Annotated in this window: 16 protein-coding genes; 9 read left to right on the forward strand and 7 right to left on the reverse strand. The window is 68.6% G+C overall.

The window, feature by feature from the left end:
- Positions 1 to 38 precede the first annotated feature (38 nt).
- Positions 39 to 2237 carry a YhgE/Pip domain-containing protein gene (locus tag ET475_RS10765; protein ID WP_129389779.1) on the reverse strand — a complete coding sequence of 733 codons (2199 nt, stop codon included), beginning with the start codon at positions 2235 to 2237 and terminating at the stop codon, positions 39 to 41.
- Entirely contained in the window at positions 2234 to 5107 is a 2874-nt protein-coding gene (locus tag ET475_RS10770) for an MMPL family transporter (RefSeq protein WP_129389782.1), read from the reverse strand. The genes ET475_RS10765 and ET475_RS10770 overlap by 4 nt, the downstream gene beginning before the upstream one ends.
- A 137-nt stretch (positions 5108 to 5244) precedes the next feature.
- Here ET475_RS10770 and ET475_RS10775 point away from each other — a divergent pair, with 137 nt between their 5' ends.
- Positions 5245 to 5880: a TetR/AcrR family transcriptional regulator gene (locus ET475_RS10775; protein ID WP_242497602.1), complete on the forward strand. Its 636-nt coding sequence runs from the start codon at positions 5245 to 5247 to the stop codon at positions 5878 to 5880.
- Positions 5881 to 5919: 39 nt separating this feature from the next.
- Positions 5920 to 6066 carry a hypothetical protein gene (locus ET475_RS17860; RefSeq protein ID WP_165310879.1) on the forward strand — a complete coding sequence of 49 codons (147 nt, stop codon included), beginning with the start codon at positions 5920 to 5922 and terminating at the stop codon, positions 6064 to 6066.
- 736 nt (positions 6067 to 6802) lie between these two features.
- On the opposite strand, the gene ET475_RS18140 is transcribed toward ET475_RS17860, so the two are convergent.
- Complete coding sequence (locus tag ET475_RS18140; RefSeq protein WP_129389785.1) at positions 6803 to 7786, reverse strand: o-succinylbenzoate synthase; 984 nt, start codon at positions 7784 to 7786, stop codon at positions 6803 to 6805.
- Positions 7787 to 8745: 959 nt separating this feature from the next.
- Between ET475_RS18140 and ET475_RS10785 the strand changes: the two genes are divergently transcribed.
- The 4 genes from ET475_RS10785 to ET475_RS10800 are packed head-to-tail and all read left to right on the forward strand — an operon-like array spanning position 8746 to position 11055.
- Complete coding sequence (locus tag ET475_RS10785) at positions 8746 to 9075, forward strand: PadR family transcriptional regulator (RefSeq protein ID WP_129389788.1); 330 nt, start codon at positions 8746 to 8748, stop codon at positions 9073 to 9075.
- Position 9076: 1 nt separating this feature from the next.
- The gene (locus ET475_RS10790) at positions 9077 to 10069 is read left to right on the forward strand and encodes a permease prefix domain 1-containing protein (protein ID WP_129389791.1); all 993 of its coding nucleotides are present in this window, start codon (positions 9077 to 9079) and stop codon (positions 10067 to 10069) included.
- The gene (locus tag ET475_RS10795) at positions 10062 to 10268 is read left to right on the forward strand and encodes a hypothetical protein (protein WP_129389794.1); all 207 of its coding nucleotides are present in this window, start codon (positions 10062 to 10064) and stop codon (positions 10266 to 10268) included. Before ET475_RS10790 ends, ET475_RS10795 begins: the two co-directional genes overlap by 8 nt.
- A gap of 4 nt (positions 10269 to 10272) precedes the next feature.
- Positions 10273 to 11055, forward strand: coding sequence for an LLM class F420-dependent oxidoreductase (locus tag ET475_RS10800; RefSeq protein ID WP_129389797.1), 783 nt, complete (start codon positions 10273 to 10275; stop codon positions 11053 to 11055).
- A gap of 6 nt (positions 11056 to 11061) precedes the next feature.
- Here ET475_RS10800 and ET475_RS10805 read toward each other — a convergent pair whose 3' ends face one another.
- The gene (locus ET475_RS10805) at positions 11062 to 11502 is read right to left on the reverse strand and encodes a glucose-6-phosphate dehydrogenase (RefSeq protein WP_129389800.1); all 441 of its coding nucleotides are present in this window, start codon (positions 11500 to 11502) and stop codon (positions 11062 to 11064) included.
- Between the two features lie 195 nt (positions 11503 to 11697).
- Here ET475_RS10805 and ET475_RS10810 point away from each other — a divergent pair, with 195 nt between their 5' ends.
- From ET475_RS10810 to ET475_RS10820, 3 genes are read left to right on the forward strand one after another with little or no spacing between them, the layout of a single operon-like run.
- Entirely contained in the window at positions 11698 to 12588 is an 891-nt protein-coding gene (locus ET475_RS10810; RefSeq protein ID WP_242497849.1) for a 1,4-dihydroxy-2-naphthoyl-CoA synthase, read from the forward strand.
- A complete protein-coding gene (locus ET475_RS10815; protein WP_129389806.1) occupies positions 12588 to 13727 on the forward strand; it encodes an AMP-binding protein in 1140 nt (379 codons plus the stop codon). Before ET475_RS10810 ends, ET475_RS10815 begins: the two co-directional genes overlap by 1 nt.
- A gap of 53 nt (positions 13728 to 13780) precedes the next feature.
- Positions 13781 to 14740 (forward strand): 1,4-dihydroxy-2-naphthoate polyprenyltransferase, encoded by a 960-nt coding sequence (locus tag ET475_RS10820; RefSeq protein ID WP_129389809.1) that lies wholly within the window; start codon positions 13781 to 13783, stop codon positions 14738 to 14740.
- Positions 14741 to 14745: 5 nt separating this feature from the next.
- Here the strand turns inward: ET475_RS10820 and ET475_RS10825 are convergent, their stop codons facing one another.
- The 3 genes from ET475_RS10825 to ET475_RS10835 are packed head-to-tail and all read right to left on the reverse strand — an operon-like array spanning position 14746 to position 16815.
- A complete protein-coding gene (locus tag ET475_RS10825) occupies positions 14746 to 15228 on the reverse strand; it encodes a peptidase inhibitor family I36 protein (RefSeq protein ID WP_129389812.1) in 483 nt (160 codons plus the stop codon).
- The gene (locus tag ET475_RS10830) at positions 15225 to 16256 is read right to left on the reverse strand and encodes a hypothetical protein (RefSeq protein ID WP_129389815.1); all 1032 of its coding nucleotides are present in this window, start codon (positions 16254 to 16256) and stop codon (positions 15225 to 15227) included. The genes ET475_RS10825 and ET475_RS10830 overlap by 4 nt, the downstream gene beginning before the upstream one ends.
- Positions 16243 to 16815 (reverse strand): RNA polymerase sigma factor, encoded by a 573-nt coding sequence (locus tag ET475_RS10835; RefSeq protein ID WP_129389819.1) that lies wholly within the window; start codon positions 16813 to 16815, stop codon positions 16243 to 16245. The genes ET475_RS10830 and ET475_RS10835 overlap by 14 nt, the downstream gene beginning before the upstream one ends.
- Positions 16816 to 16895: the final 80 nt, after the last annotated feature.

Genomic DNA, 16895 nt, shown 5'->3' on the forward strand with positions numbered 1-16895 from the left:
AAAACTCCTCCGCTTACCACTACTTGAGCGTTGGGTGTTCAGGCAGTGGCAGGCGCTCCGCGCAGCAGCGCTGCCGCTGACGTCGAGCGCCGCCGCATCACAGCCAGCACGGTCGCTCCGAACGCGAGCACGGACCAGATGAGCATTCCCGCGATCCCGGCACCGAGCCCCGAAGCGCTCGTCAGCGCGGCGAGCCCCGCCGTCATTCCGGGAGCCGTCGGCAGCACGCTCGCTATCGACACGAGCAGCCCCGGAACGGTCGAGACCACACCGGTCGCCACGACGAACACTCCCACCAGGGCCGCGATCCAGCGTCCGGCGCCGCCGAGCACCGCGACCAGAGCCTGGTTCACCGCCGCGAACGCGACCCCGGCGATCACGCACACCATGGCGAAGATCGACCAGGTTCCCCAGTCGTAGGATGCCGCGAGCTGCACGACCCCGGCCACGAGAAGTCCCTGCACCGCGCCGATGACGGCCGCAGGGGCCAGTGAGCGCAGGGCCAGCAGAGCCGAGGGGCGACGGGATGTCAGAGCCCGGCGCGATACTGCCTGCAGGGCGATGAACGACCCGAGGCCGCCGAACCACAGCGCCAGCATCGCTAGGAGGGGGATCGCCGATGCACCGAACATGTTCTCTCCCACGCCGTCGGCCGCCACCGGGTCAGAGACGACGGATGCCAGTGACGCGGCCTGCTTGTCGGTGAATGAGGGCAGCGCGTCGGTGGCCTTCGTCAGGCCCGACGACAGCGAGTCGGCCCCGTCGGCGAGCTTGCCGATGCCCGCGCCGAGGTCGTCGGCACCGTTGGCAGCATTGGTTGCGCCGTCGGCCAAGGTGTGGGCGCCGTCGGCCCACTGCGAGGCTCCGTCGGCTGCCTGGGCAGCGCCGGAGGCGAGCGAGGTGGCGCCGTCGGCGGCCTGGGAGGCCCCCGAGGCGAGCGAGGTCGCCCCGTCGGCGAGCGTGTCGACGCCGGTCGCGGCATCGGTGGCGCCGGTGGCGAGGCCGTCCATGCCGTCGGCGACCTGCGACATGCCGTCGGAGAGCTGGGTGAGCCCGGTGCCCAGCTGCGAGAGCTGGTTGAGACCGGCGACGCCCTGTGCGATGGTGCCCGACTGGTCGATGACACCGGTGACCTGGGGGAGCGAGTCCTTGGCGGTGTCGACGGCCTGCTGCAGTGTCGCGCACAGTTGGTCGGACCCGCCCTGAGCCGAGCACTCGGCGGCGGCGGCGTCGAGCTGTGAGATCGTGTCGTTCACGCCGGCCTTGATCTGCTCGCTGTTGGCGGCGAGCTGGTTCGTCGCGTCGACGAGCTCCTGCGGAATCTGCGGCACTTCAGACAGGCCGGATGCCGCCTGCGACAGGCCGTCGGACAGCTGCCGGGTGTTCGCAGCCAGCGTTCCGGCGCCGCCTGCCCACGTGTCCAGGCCATCGGCCGCCTTCTGGGCGCCCGCGGCCCACGATGAGGCGCCGTCGGCCAGCTGCCCGACGCCGGTGGCGACGCCGCTCGCGCCGTCGCCGAGCTTGCCGATGCCTGAGGCGATGCCGTCGGCCCCGTCGGCCAGCGTCGCGGCGCCGGTCGACAGCTTGCCGATGCCGTCGGCCAGGCTGATCGTGCCATCGGCGGCCGTGTCGGCCCCGTCGGCGAGCGACGAGGCACCCTCGGCGGCGTCGCCCAGCTGGTCGCCGAGCGTCGTAAAGCTCAAGAAGACATTCTCGAGGGTCGATGACGACAGTGTCTGCCCGAGCACGGTGGCCGCGGTCTGCGACACCTGCGCGGTGATGGCATCGTCGACCACACGCGCGTCAGGTGCGGTGTCGACCAGGATCGTCGCCTGCTGCGCCGAATCGTCGGCGCCCGACAGCTGCTGCCCGGGCGAGACGGCCGCGGCCGAGAAGTCCTTGGGAATCGTCACGACGGCCTGGTAGGTGCCGTCGGCCAGACCCTCCTTGGCGTCGTCGGTGTTCGAGATCGTCCAGTTCAGGTTGCTGTCGGCGTCGTCGGAGCCCTTGACCAGTCCGGCGGTCAGCTGGCGCCCCAGCGGCACCATCTGCCCGTTCAAGGTGACGGCCTCATCGTTGTTGACGATGGCGGCGTTCATGGCATCGAGCCGCTCGGTGGGGTTGTAGAGCGCGGCGACCAGGATGCCGCCGATGAGCACCGGCAGCAACAACACGCCGAGCACCGTCAGCCACGTGACGGGCTTGCGGGAGCGGGAGCGCTCGATGGGCAGGGTCATGCGATCACCTCGGGAGAGTCGGCGGCCGCAGAGAGTGCGGCGTGAGAGGCGCGGCGGGGCGCGGTGCTGACGTCGATGACATCGCTGGCGCGCCCGGCTTCGGCCAGGAGTGTTCGTGCGGCAGCCGCGTCGGCGGCGGTCGCGATGACGGTCAGATCCGGTGTCACGGATGCGGCATCCCGCAGCTCGGCGGTCACTTGATCGCGCGTGCCGGCCGAGACTGCGGCATCCAGTCCGTCGATCACAAGCACGCGGGTGCGACGCTTCAACGCGCCGCGGATGTCTGCGGCGGGGTCGGCCGCACCGGTCAGCAGTGCGACGCCGACATGACCGCGCACCCACATGGCGCGGCCGGGCAGCAGGTGTCCGTCGACCTTGAGACGCCCGTCGGTGGGGGCGACGCGTCCCGCGACGGTGAGCGCGAGGGCGCGCGCCGAGCGGTGGTCGGCGCTGTGCAGGACGAGGGTGCCGCCGGGTTCGACCCGCAGCGTCGCGTCGCGGTACAGCGTCGCGCCGTCGGCGGTGGTCAACTCGAGGCCTTCGGACACCACGGCAGCGGTCATATGCGGCTCGGGCCAGTCGGCCAGCGCGATCTCGCGCTCGACGGCTTCGCCCTCGATGTCGAAATGGGGCAGGCGACGGGCCAGCCACGCCGGCATCCACCACGCCTTGTCGCCGAGCAGCGCCATGACGGCGGGCACGAGCGTCATGCGCACCAGGAACGCGTCGATGGCCACGCCCGATGCCAGTCCCAGCGCGATGGGCTTGAGGTTCATGTCGCCCTCGGGGACGAAGGCCGCGAACACGGCGAACATGATGACCGCGGCGGCGGTGACCACGCGGGCCGAGGCAGTGTAGCCGGAGCGCACGGCGTCTTGCGCTGTCTGCCGCGGTGTGCGCCCGTCGCCGCGACGCCGGGCATGCACGAAGTCTTCGCGCATGCGCGAGACGAGGAACACCTCGTAGTCCATTGCGAGACCGAACAGCACGCCCATCAGCACGATGGGCATGAAGCTGATGATCGGGCCGACCTTCGTGACGTTCAGCAGGTCGGCGCCGACACCGTGCACGAATACCAGCGAGACGATGCCGAACGCGGCACCGACCGACAGCAGGTAACCCGCGGCGGCCTTCAGCGGCACCCAGATCGAGCGGAACACTATCGCCAGCAGCACAAGCGAGAGGCCCACCACGAATACGCCGAACGGCAGCAGCGCGCCGCCGAGCCGATCGGAGATGTCGATGGCGACGGCCGTGAACCCGGTGACCTTCATATCGACGCCGTACTCGTCGAGAATGCGATCGTGCTGGTCGCGCAGCTCGCGCACGAGGTCGGCGGTGGCCGGGTCGTCAGGCGCGGTGGTCGGGATGATCTGCACGATGCCGGTGTCGGCCGTCTCGTTGGGTGTCGCCAGCGCGATCGAGGCGACGCCCGGGAGCTTGGCGATGTCATCGCCGATGTCGTGCATGAGGTTCAGTGGATCGTCGCTGGTGACGATCGTTCCGGTCATGATGAGCGGGCCGTTGAAGCCGGGTCCGAAGTGCTCGCTGACCAGGTCGTAGGTCTGGCGCGCCTGGCTGCCTTCGGGCAGCATGCCGGCGTTCGGCAGGGCGAGTGCCAGGCTCGCGGCCGGCACCGAGAGCGCGCCGAGGGATGCCACGACTGCGACGGTCGTGACGATCGGATGCCGCGTGACCAGGCCCACCCAGCGGGTGGCGAAGCCCTTCTTCGCCGGGGTCGGTGAGTGAGCCGAAACGACATCGCTCTCTTCCGCAGTGCGTTTCGACTCGCTCGCTGCGCTCGCTCGCTCAAGGTCCGGGGGCTGAGCGGCCGGGGACCTGCGACGCCAGCCCACCACACGACCCTTCGCGAAGCCGAGGAACGCGGGGGTGAGCGTGACGGCGACCGCCACGGCGATCGCCACGGCCACGGCGGCGGCGATGCCCATCGTGGTCAGGAACGGGATCTGCGCGAACGCGAGGCCGATGAGGGCGATCAGCACCGTGACGCCGGCGAACACGACCGCCGATCCGGCCGTGCCGGTCGCGCGTGATGCCGACTCTTCGGGGTCCATTCCGTCGCGCACTTGGTCCTGATGTCGCGAGATGATGAACAGCGCATAGTCGATGCCCACGGCAAGGCCGAGCATGAGGGCGAGCAGGGGAGTGGTCGACGAGATCGACGAGAACGCCGTGGACACATAGATCAGGGCCATCGAAAGACCGACGCCCAGCAGGGCCGTGAGCAGCGGCATCCCGGCCACCAGGAACGATCGGAAGGTGACGATCAGCACCAGCAGAGCGATGACCAGACCGACGGCCTCGGTGATCGAGATGGTGGGCAGCTCCGTCGCGAAAAGATCACCGCCGAGCTCGACCGCCGATCCGTCGGGCAGCTCGGTGCGCAGGTCGGAGATGACCGCTTCCAGGCTCGACTTCGTGCTGTCGGAGATATCGGTGACCTGGCCCTTGAACTGCATCTGGATGATGGCGGCGGTGCCGTCGTCCGAGACGAGTCCGTCGACCTGATCTGAGAAGGGATCCGAGACGGCCAGTACACCGGGGAGCTTCTCGATGTCGGCGATCGTGGACTTCACGTCGGTCGTGAAGGGCGCGGCATCCACCTTCTGGCCCTCGGGGGCGACGACGATCGCCTGCGCACTCGTGCCACTGACCTGCGGGAAGGTACGACTGAGCTGCTCGAGCCCTTCTTGCGATTCGGTGCCGGGGATCGAGAACGAGTTGTCGGTGCCCTGTGCGAACAGCGCAACCCCGCCGCCGGCGATGCAGAGCAGCAGCAGCCAGGTGACGAGCACGCGCCACGGGTGGCGGAAAGACCAGCGCCCGAGAGCGGCGAGAAGAGTGGACACGGAGCCTCCGGTGAATGGGCGGGTGATTCCGATACAACGCTGTATCCAATACAGGAGTGTATCGAATACACTTGTGTATCGTAAACCGAAGGGCCAGGCTGAACCCGGACGCCCGCTGTGAATCCGAAGGGGATGCTGTGACCGACGCCGTGACCGGGACCCGGAGCAGGGAGAACACTCGCGCGCGTCTGCTGGACGCAGCCTTCGATGTGTTCGCCGATGTCGGGCTGGATGCGGCATCCGTCGAAGCCGTCTGCGAGCGCGCCGGATTCACGCGCGGCGCCTTCTACTCCAACTTCGCGTCGAAGGACGAGCTGTTCCTCGAACTGGCGCGCACTGTATCGGAGCGCAAGCTCGCGACCATCACCGAGCGGGTGCGGCAGATCACCGGCGGCGCCGAACCCGCGGCGCGGCCCGACGAGATCGTGCAGCAGCTCGTCGATGTCTCGCTGGACTCCCGTCAGGGCGTGCTGCTGATGAGCGAGATCCGCACGCGGGCGATGCGCGATGAAGAGACGGCACGGTCGTATCGCGCATGGATGGACGGCATGGTCGCCCGCGTGACGGCGATCATCGAAGACCTCGTCGCCACCTATGGCATGACGCTGCGCATGCCCGCGCGAGAGTTCGCGCAGATCATGCTCGAGCTTTGGGAGAGCACGGCGGTCAGCGCCATCACCGACCGACTCGACGACAGGGCGACCGCCGCACTGATGGGACGACGCACGCACGCGCTGGCCGCCGCCGTGGTCGAGGGCTTTCCGAGCGCGTGAGCTGACGGCCGCCGCGCGGGCGGTGCCATGCTGGTGGGCATGGATCCTTTCACCGGCTTCGCCTTCGTCGTCGTGCTCACCGGCGCTTCGCTCTATGCGCTGTATTGGGTGATTCGCAAGGCGGTGGCCGCCGGCATCCGCGACGTCGAAGAAGACCGCTCGCACGCGGGTAACAGCTCAGTCTGAGATTTCTTCGGCGGGTTCGGTGCCTGCGGGAATCCGCGGTTCGCGGCTGTGCGGCGCCGCTCTCAGACTGAGTTGTGACACGGGCGGGCGGGGGCCGCGCGCGGATGCGCGGGTGGGCGGCCTGGCGCGGATGCGCGGGTGCGCGGCCCGGCGCGGATGGCCCGGCGCGGGCGGCCCGGCGGCCGGGCGCGGGTGCGCCGGGCGGGCCCGCGGATGCGCGGGCAGACGTGGGCCTCGGTGGCAGGTGGGCAATAACTCAGTCTGAGATTTCGGTGGCGCGGATGCCGTCCGCGGGAATCCGCGGTTTGCGGCTATGTGGCGCCGTTCTCAGACTGAGTTGTGACACGGGCGGGCGGGGCTCGGCGCGGATGCGCGGGTGGAAGGCCGCGCGGATGCGCGGATGCGCGGGCGGGTGCGTCAGTCAGCGGGCAGACGCGAGCCTTGGTGGGTAGGTGGGCAATAACTCAGTCTGAGATTTTGGTGGCGCGGATGCCGTCCGCGGGAATCCGCGGTTTGCGGCTATGTGGCGCCGTACTCAGACTGAGTTGTGCCACGGCCCGGGCGGGGGCCCGGCCCGGGCGGCCCGGCGCAGACGGCCCAGCGCAGACGGCCCGGCGCAGACGGCCCGGCGCAGACGGCCCGGCGCGGGTGAGCAAACGTGAGCATCGGCACGTGGGTGGGCTCGGTGGGGAGGCGCGGGCGGGCGGCAGCGAGTGCGCGGATGGGCGGGCGGGCGTCAGTCGGCGAGCATCCCGTAGCAGCGTTCCAGGCGCGCGAGCCACCAGGCGGTGCGGGCCGGGGCAGCCGCGAGGCGAGACAGCGCGTCGTCGTCGGGGGCGATCCGTCCCACTGGCAGCACGCCGCCGGTGGGACGCAGTGGCGGGGTTGCGACATCCCGAATAAAAAGCGACGATGTGCCCAGCCCGCAGTCGTGATCGAGGTCGGGCAGCGCTGCGGCCAGGGCCGTGCCCATCGCGAGCCCGATCGAGGTGTCCAGGGCGCTGGAGACCACGGCCGGCAGTCCGGCTTCGGTGACGATCTCGAGGGCGCGGCGCACGCCGCCCAGGGGTTGCGCCTTGACGATGACGATGTCGGCGGCGCCCGCCCGCGCGACGGCGAGCGGATCGTCGGCCTTGCGAACGCTCTCGTCGGCGGCGATCGGGATGTCCCAGCGCACGATGCGGCGGCGCAACTCCGCGAGTTCGTCGACGCTCGCGCACGGCTGCTCGATGTACTCGAGGTCAGCGTCGGCCAGAGCGTGCACGGCACGTTCGGCTTCGTCGACGTTCCAGCCGCCGTTCGCATCGATGCGAACGCGGCCCTCGGGGCCCATCGCGGTGCGCACCGCGTGCACGCGCGCGATGTCATCGGCCAGGGTCTGCCCGGTCTCGGCAACTTTGACCTTGGCGGTGCGGCATCCGTCGAAGCGGGCGAGCACCCCGGGCACCTCGTCGGCGGCCACCGCGGGCACCGTGGCGTTGACGGGAACGGCGGCGCGCACGGGCGCCGGCTGCTGGTTCCAGGCGAAGTCGATCGCCGCAGCGAGCCAGGCCGAGGCTTCGGCATCCTCGTACTCGACAAACGGGGAGAACTCGCTCCAGCCCTCGGGGCCTTCGAACAGCAGCGCTTCGCGGGTCGTGATTCCGCGGAACCGCGTGGCCATCGGCAGCGCGACGATGCGGGCGGTCTCGAGCAGTTCACCGAGAGGGGGCGTGTTCACGTCTCCATCCTGCCGTGAACGGCCGTGCGCCGTGCGGTCTTGTCGCTTCGGGCTTGTGAAGCGACGAAGTCGGACGGGGTTGCCGGGCGCTGGTGGTCTCCCGGTCCGATGTTGTCGCTTGGAGGGTGGGAAGCGACGATGTGGGGCGGGAGTTGCCGACGCGGGGCGGGGCTGCGGGGCTGGAGTCGGCGGTGGTGGTCTCCCCGTCCGATGTTGTCGCCTCGGGCTTGTGAAGCGACGATGTGGGACGGGGCGCTGAGGCGTGGGCGTCCTCCCCGTGCGATGTCGTCGCTTGGAGGGTGGGAAGCGACGATGTGGGACGGGAGTTGCCGGCGTGGGGCGGGGCTGCGGGGCTGGAGTCGGCGGTGGTGGTCTCCCGGTCCGATGTTGTCGCTTCGGGCTTGTGAAGCGACGAAGTCGGACGGGGCGCTGAGGCGTGGGCGGTTTCCCCGTCCGATGTTGTCGCTTGGGGGGTGGGAAGCGACGATGTGGGGCGGGAGTCGGCGATGTGGGGTGGGTGCTGCGGGGCTGGAGTCGGCGGTGGTGGTCTCCCCGTCCGATCTTGTCGCCTCGGACTCGTGAAGCGACGAAGTCGGACGGGGCGCTGAGGCGTGGGCGGTTTCCCCGTCCGATGTTGTCGCTTGGGGGGTGGGAAGCGACGATGTGGGACGGGAGTTGCTGGCGCGGGGCGGGGCTGCGGGGCTCGAGTGGGCGGTGGTGGTCTCGCTGTCCGATGTTGTCGCTTCGGGCGCGCGAAGCGACGAAGTCGGACGGGGCGCTGAGGCGCGGGCGGTCTCCCCGTCTGATCTTGTCGCCTCGGGCGCGCGAAGCGACGATTCGGGCCGGCGTGGCCATCGTGTCGCCGATCTTCCGCCTCGCATTGGTGGCACAGGCGCGACGACGGGAAAGCAAGGGTGCAGCATTGACAATAGTGTGTGACACACAGTAACGTGTGATGCGTGAATGAAAGCCTCGAGACGCACCTGCAAGAGCTGCGACGCGGCACTGTCGTGCTCGCCTGCCTGCGCCTGCTCGTCGAGCCCGGCTACGGATACGGCCTGCTCGAAGAACTCGGGCGTCGCGGCTTCACCACCGACGCCAACACTCTCTACCCGTTGCTGCGACGCCTCGAGAAGCAGGGGTACCTGACCAGCGAGTGGAACACCGACGAATCCCGGCCGCGCAAGTTCTACCGCACCAGCCGCGCCGGCGCGATGCTCGCCGGCGCGCTCACCGAAGACTTCCACGCGATCGCGAGCGCGATCGCCGAGCTCCCGAAGGGGGACTGACATGACTCTCACCGACCGCTATGTCGACGCAGCGATGCGCACCGTCCCGGAGAAGCAGCGGGCAGACCTGTCCGCCGAGTTGGCGGCATCCATCGCCGACCAGATCGAGGCGCGCACCGACAGTGGCGAGGTGGCCGACACGGCCGAGCGGGCCGTGCTCACAGAGCTGGGCGATCCCGAGAAGCTCGCCGCCGGCTACACCGGACGCCAGCTGCACCTGATCGGCCCGCGCTACTACCTCGACTGGTGGCGGCTGCTGAAGCTGCTGATGTGGATAGTGCTGCCAAGCGTGGCCTTCGGTGTCGCACTTGGTCAGATACTGTCGGACGCCCCCGTCGGCGACATCGTGGGCAGCACGGTGGCAGCGGTGCTCACAGCGGTGCTGCACGTCGCCTTCTGGACGACGCTCGTATTCGTCATCCTCGAGCGCACGGGCCACGAGACGATGGATGCCGGTCCCTGGACGCCCGATCGGCTGCCCGAGCCGAAGCAGCACGGCGCAACCTTCGCCGACATGATCGCGAGCATCGTCATGACGCTGATCCTCGTCGGCGCCATCATCTGGGATCAGCTGATCGGTTTCGTGGTGGGGCATCGGGTCTCGTTCCTGAACCCGCAGTTGTGGCCGGTCGCGATCATCGTGCTGTTCGTCATCATGGCCGCCGGTGCCGTGCTGGCGGTGGCCGTGCACGTGCGGGGCCGATGGAGCCTGCCGCTGGCGGCCGTGAATGCCGTGCTGGGTCTTGCTGTGATCGGTCTGCTCGTGTACGTGGGTGGCGCACTGCTCAATCCCGTGTTCTTCGAGATCGTCGCCGGGGCGGATGCCGCGCTCGTGCATCGCCTGGTGACGTGGATCATCGCCGGCGCGATCGGCATCATCGCCGGCGCGATCGGCATCATCGCCGTCTGGGACATCATCGACGCGTTTCTGAAGGCCGTCCGCGCGCAGCGGGTGGGTGGGCGTGCGCGGCGCGTGGGTGTCCGCGGTGTGTGAGGTCAGCGGGTGGGTGGGCGTGCGCGGCGCGTGGGTGTCCGCGGTGTGTGAGGTCAGCGGGTGGGTGGGTGCGCGCGGCGCGTGGGTGGCCGCGGTGTGTGAGGTCAGCGGGTGGGTGGGCGTGCGCGGCGCGTGGGTGGCCGCGGTGCGTGAGGTCACCGGGCCGATCGCAGCGGCACGGTCGCGCCGCGTAGGCTGAACCCGTGCTCCTCGACACCCCCGTGCGCATCGGCGTGCAGCTGCGTCCCGAACAAGTTCAGTACTCCGACCTGCGCGACGCGGTGCGCCGCCTCGAAGACGCCGGGGTCGACATCCTTTTCAACTGGGACCACTTCTTCCCGCTGTACGGCGACCCCGACGGCACGCACTTCGAGGCGTGGACCATGCTCGGCGCCTGGGCCGAGCAGACAGAGCGTGTCGAGTTGGGCACCCTCGTCAACTGCAACGGATACCGCAACCCCGATCTGCAAGCAGATATGGCCCGCACGCTTGACCACATCTCGGGCGGGCGGTTCATCTTCGGCACCGGGGCCGGCTGGTTCGAGCGCGACTACGACGAGTACGGCTACGAGTTCGGCACGCCCGGCACTCGCCTGGATGCGCTCGCCGAGGGATTGCGGCGGGTCGAGGACCGGTGGACGAAGCTGAACCCGGCACCGGTCCGCGACATCCCGGTCATGATCGGCGGCAAGGGCGAGCGCAAGACGCTGCGCCTGGTGGCGCGGCACGCAGACATCTGGCACAGCTTCGTCGGCGCCGACGACCTCGCACACAAGATCGACGTCATAGAGCGCTGGGCCGAGCGAGAGCAGCGCGACGTGTCAGGCCTGATCGTCTCGAACGAGCTGCACAATCGCGACGAGACGGATGCCACAGCCCTGTACGACGCCGGGGTGCGCCTTTTCACGCTCGCCCTGCAGGGCCCCGAATGGGACTATGAGCTCGTGAACCGCTGGCTGGCCTGGCGCAACGCGCGCAACGCCTGACGCGGACTACGCCACCTTCTGGCCGCACACCCCGCAGATGCCGCTGGGCGCCACGACCATGTAGCAGTCGGGGCAGACCACATCGGGCTTCTCGACGGGCTTGGGCACCGCGGCTCGATGGGCGCGCGGCGCGGCGGCGCGCGGCGTACGAGGCGCCGAGGCAGTGCCCCGATCGTGGGCCGACTGGGTCGCAGATGCCGCAGCGGCCGCAGATGCCACCGGTGCCGCGGCCTTCGGCGCATGCGCGGCGCAGTAGAGCCGCACCGATCCGGCCGGGTCGTGTGGATGCCGGTGCTTGACGGCCCACAGCTGCGTGCGGGGCAGCGGCTCGGTTTCGACGCCGCAGGTGACGCAGCGGGCGGGTTCGCCGGGCATGACGGTATCGGCGATCATCGGCGTTTCGAATGCCAGGGCGTCGCGCCAGTCGGATGTTCGGGTGATCTTCATGGGGCCTTCCCGGACGACGTTGCTGGTACGCACGCCCGGTCTCCAGTCTCGCACGCCGCGCGGCATCCCGCCGTGGCCCGGCAGTTCCTCGACGACTTCAGCGTCTCCCGCACCGTCCGCAGAGAGAATCCGTTCGCGACGCCCGCGTAATCTGGTCGGGTGAGCGTTTCCGAACTGTTCGATCCCGGCGAATGGATGTCGGCGCCCGGCGCCGATGCGTACACCGACATCACCGCGCATGTCTCGACCGACGGGCGCATCGCCCGCATCGCGTTCGACCGGCCCGAGGTGCGCAACGCCTTCCGCCCGCACACGGTCGATGAGCTCTATCGCGCGCTCGACGAGGCCCGGCAGGATCCGCGCATCGGAGTCGTGCTTCTCACCGGCAACGGCCCGAGCCCGAAAGACGGCGGCTGGGCGTTCTGCTCGGGCGGCGACCAGCGCATCCGCGGCCGTGACGGCTACAAGTACTCCGAGTCCGAGCAGTCGGTCGTTGAGCGAGCCGAAGGCGAGTCGAAACGCGCCGCCCGCGCCGGGCGCCTGCACATCCTCGAGGTGCAGCGGCTGATCCGCTTCATGCCCAAGGTCGTCATAGCCGTGGTTCCTGGGTGGGCGGCGGGCGGCGGGCACTCACTGCACGTTGTGTGCGACCTCACGATCGCCAGCCGCGAGCACGGCCGGTTCAAACAGACCGACGCCGACGTCGGATCGTTCGACGCCGGCTACGGCTCGGCGTACTTCGCCCGGCAGGTCGGCCAGAAGTTCGCGCGCGAGGTCTTCTTCCTCGCCGAGGAGTACTCGGCCCAGCGCGCCCACGAGATGGGCGCGGTCAACCGGGTCGTGCCGCATGCTGACCTTGAGCGCGAGGCTCTGGCGATGGCCCGCACGATCCTCACCAAGTCGCCGACGGCCATTCGCATGCTCAAGTTCGCGTTCAATGCCGTCGACGACGGCTTGGTGGGCCAGCAGGTGTTCGCCGGCGAGGCGACGCGGCTGGCCTATGGCACCGACGAGGCCGTCGAGGGCCGCGACGCGTTCCTGCAGAAGCGCGACCCCGACTGGTCGCCCTATCCCTGGCACTTCTGATGCGGCTCGAACCGGTCGGCAGTACCGCGGCCGAGGTGCTCCCGCGCCTGCGCGCGGTTCTGGCAGGATCGGGTCCGGCGCTCGGACTGGGAATGGTGGATGCCGCGCCCGGCGCGGTGCCCGAGGGCACGGCCGCCGTCATCACGACATCGGGATCGACGGGAGTTCCCAAGAGTGTCGTGCTCAGCCGTGGCGCCCTGTTGGCGAGCACGTCGGCCACGGCCGCCCGCATCGGCGAGGGCGCGTGGCTGCTCGCCCTGCCGGCCGGATACGTCGCGGGTTTGCAGGTGATGATCCGTTCACTGCGCGCCGGATACGATCCGGTCGTGCTCGAGGGACGATTCAGCCCGCAGGCGTTCGCCGCGGCGACGCTGGCGATCCCCACCATCTCGCGGTACACCTCGCTCGTCCCGGTGCAGCTGGCCCGGCTGCTCGACGCCGCCGAGACCGACGGGGGCGTTGCGGCCGCGCTGCGCGCGTACGACGCGATCCTCGTCGGTGGTCAGGCCCTTCCGGCCACGACCTTCGAGCGGGCGAGGGATGCCGGTGCCCGCATCGTGCGCACGTACGGATCGACCGAAACCTGCGGGGGGTGCGTGTACGACGGGGTGCCCCTCGATGATGTCGTCATCGACGTCGTCGATGGTGAAGTCCGGCTGTCAGGCCCGACGCTGGCCGACGGCTACCTCGGCGACGCCGAATTGACCGATCGCGTCTTCGTGCGCGATGCCACTGGTGTTCGCTGGTATCGCACCGGTGACGCGGGGCTTGTCGACGACGGGGTGCTGCGTATCCACGGTCGCATCGACAACGTCATCGTCTCGGGTGGGGTGAACATCTCCCTCGACCGTGTGGAGCGCGTCGTCAAGGATGTCCCCGGTCTGGCCGCGGCGGTCGTCGTCGGCGTGCCCGATGCACAGTGGGGTGAGGCATCCGTCATCGTCGTCGCCCAGGGCGACGCACTGCGCCGCAGCGAATCCGTACAGCTCCAAGAAGCGCGCGCCGCCGTCGGAGCGGTGCTCGGCGCGCCCGCACGCCCTGCGCGGCTCGTGCTCGTCGACGAACTCGCGATGCTGCCCAGCGGCAAACCCGACCGCGAGGCCATCCGTCGCGCCGTCGCAGCGCTACACAGACCGTAGTCATAGCCCTCGCACACGGTGCGCAAAGCCACAGCCCCGTAGACTGGGCGGCCGTGGCATCCTCCTCCCGCACCAAGCAGACCCGCAGGCGCACCGCCCCCCGTGGCAATCCGGCGAAAGCCCCGGCCCGCAGCATTCCGAAGCCGACTCTGGGTGACTGGATCGGCGCCGCCCGACTGCGCACCCTGCCGCTCGCGGTCACCCCGGTACTGATCGGCACCGGGGCCGCGCACGTCATCGACATCCGCTTTCACTGGGCGCTCGCGCTCGGGTGCCTCGCTGTCGCGGTATTGCTGCAGATCGGCGTGAATTTCTCGAACGACTACTCCGACGGCGTGCGTGGCACCGATGACTACCGGGTCGGGCCCACGCGGCTGACCGCGTCGCGCAGGGTGAAACCGCGCACCGTTCTCGTGGTCGCGCTGACGTTCTTCGCATTGTCGGGGCTGGCGGGCCTGGCGCTGGTGATCCGCACGCAGCAGTGGTGGATGCTGGCGGTCGGCGCCGTGTGCATCGTGGCGGCCTGGTTCTACACGGGCGGCAAGCGTCCCTATGGCTACAACGCGCTCGGCGAAGTGTTCGTGTTCGTCTTCTTCGGGTTGGTCGCCACTCTGGGCACGACGTGGATTCAGGTGCAGGCGGCACCGCAGGAAGCCTGGCTCGGCGGGGCGGGCGCGGGCCTGCTGGCCGTCGCCGTGCTGCTGGCCAACAACCTGCGTGACATCGAGCAAGACCGCGCCGCCGGCAAGAAGACCCTGTCGGTGCTGATCGGCAAGCGTGGCACGCAGATTCTGTTCACGATCTGCATCGTGCTGGCGTTCGGAATCGCCGCGCTCATCGCGGTGTTCTATGTGATCGCGTGGCTCGTGATGATGGCGCTGCTGGGGGCGATTCCCGCGCTGCTCATCGTCTGGATGTACCGCGAACCGCGCGAACTGGTGACGGCCCTGAGTGTGACGTCGTTGACGTCGGTCGCCTACGGCGCGCTGCTGATGTGGGCGTTCATCGGCTGAACTGGTCAGCTGCACGTCAACGAAGCGACTGTGCCTGTTACTACGCTTTTTCCCGTGTTCGGAGCAAGTGTGAATGCTGTCGTGGATCCGTTCTTCGCCGTCACGGTGCCGGCGGTTCGAGCGTTGGCCACGGAGCCGGGAGTGTTGCCCAGGGCAGATAGAGCGTGGGAATTACCACTGCAATCCGAGAAGGTGATTTTGCTGCCGCTGTAGTTCGTGCCGGAGAACGCGCAGTAAGAGCCCGTTGCGCAGGACCCGATAGATTGAGGAGTGAAGTCAGATGCCACGGTAAGGACAATCGCCCCATCGCTCCAGGCGATGGAGTCGGGCGAGATCTGGACTCCACCGGGGTACTTAGCCAGCGCCGCGTCGAGACGCAGCTGCACATCACTGGGTTGTGGAACCGCAGCGACGGCGGCTGGTGACGCCAGCATCATAATCGCTGTGGCAATAGCCGCAACAGCACCCACAAGGGAGTAGCCCTTCATTTGGTCGTCCTTTCCCAGGCCGTGTAGTCGAGGAGGTAGCCGGCACCGAGGGGAACCGGTGAATCACCGCCCTCATAGTGGGTTTCGGCCGCGATGATTTGCCCCGTCTCAGAGATCACCAGGACCTTCTTCAATACGGTTGCGCCGTTGTCTGTGGTCGAGAAAGCGAACCCCGGTCGGCCGACCCTATCGACAGTCCGTCCGCTGAAGCTGATGCCCGGGGTGTCTGCGAGGACGGCAATAATCGCACTCTCCTGCTTGGGTGTCGGTTGACGTTCTGAGAGAAACACGTTGATGTCGCGAAACAACGTTGAAGCCCGGGTGGCTCCGGCACGGCCACTCAAAGTCGTCAGAAGGTAGCTGCGCATCGCGTCCGAGGTCGTCGGAGGTTCTCCGCGGAAGATGAGAGGGTAGTCCCCTGCCGTATAGCTCTCGTGATAGATCGGAGTCCCCACGGGCAACGGGCCTGAATCGGTCGCGGCCGGCACCGGTGCTGCACTGTCGATGTACGGGGTGCCCGCAGTGATGGTCACGTCGCCAGACAGGTCGCTGCTCCAGTGCAACGTGAGTTGCTGCGGCTGAACGACTCCCGGCGTATCACTGCCCTCTTCGAGATTCGCGCCCCAAGACTGGAGAGACACCGATCCCGGATCGACATGTTCCCGGCGTGCGGTGGCGGCGGCGGCGAGCTTTTTCAGCATCGCCTGAGCAGAAGCGTCTGCCGGCCGATAGTCAGATGCGGGAGGCGACCCGGCCACCGCGTTGTTTGGCGTGAGCGCCGCGGGGATGATGCCGAGCAAGACGATGACAGCGGCGGATGCCGCAATCGAAAGAGAGGACGGCCAGATGCGTATGCCCGCACGCCGATGGCGTCGAATGGCGCGGCGCAATGCGACGGGTCGGGGGTTTCGAGCCATGATGCGATCACGGAGCGCCAGTGCAGTGGGACTCACTGCTTCGTCGAGCCGCGTCGTCGCCGGATCGCTTGATCGGATGAGTCGATCGAACTCTTCATCAGTCAGCGGCAACGTGCATCACCGCCCTTGAGCCTGCTGGCTCGTGCCGCTTGGGAAACGTGACGTCATCCCCGAGCGCACGGTGCAGTTTCGCACGCGCTCTGCTCACACATTTCCATACCGCGGTCACTGACATTTGCATGCGATCTGCCACCGCTTGCGCATCCAACTGCTCCCAGTACGTGAGAATGATCACCTCGCGTTCCCGTTGGGTGAGCACAGACAGAGCACGGTGAACAGCTATCTTGTCGAGGCTGTCCTCGGGCACTGCCGGCGGTGCTGCGACTTCAGCCGCACGCGACATCGCGAGCGTCCCCCTCTTCTGTCTGGTCCAGTAGTTGTAGATCTTTTGTTTCGCTGTTTTGTACAGCCACCCTGCAGGGTCGGGTGCAGCGGTATCGAGTTTGCACCACGCGATCTCGAACGTGTCCGCTGCGATTTGTTGGGCGTCCTCCCGGGGGGTGATGCGGCGCTCAACGTAGCGAACGAGCTTCGCGTAGTGCTCGTCGAACAGCCCTCGGTACCACGCGGCGCGCGCGGCACGAGTGGCTGAGTCTGATTCGTGTTCCATGCGCTCCGTCTGTCGCCCTCGTATAGGTAATCTACGGGCGCCCGGAATCCTGACATGGAGATTCTCGCAAGTTGGTGGAG

Source organism: Microbacterium protaetiae, from assembly GCF_004135285.1.
Taxonomy (GTDB): domain Bacteria; phylum Actinomycetota; class Actinomycetes; order Actinomycetales; family Microbacteriaceae; genus Microbacterium; species Microbacterium protaetiae.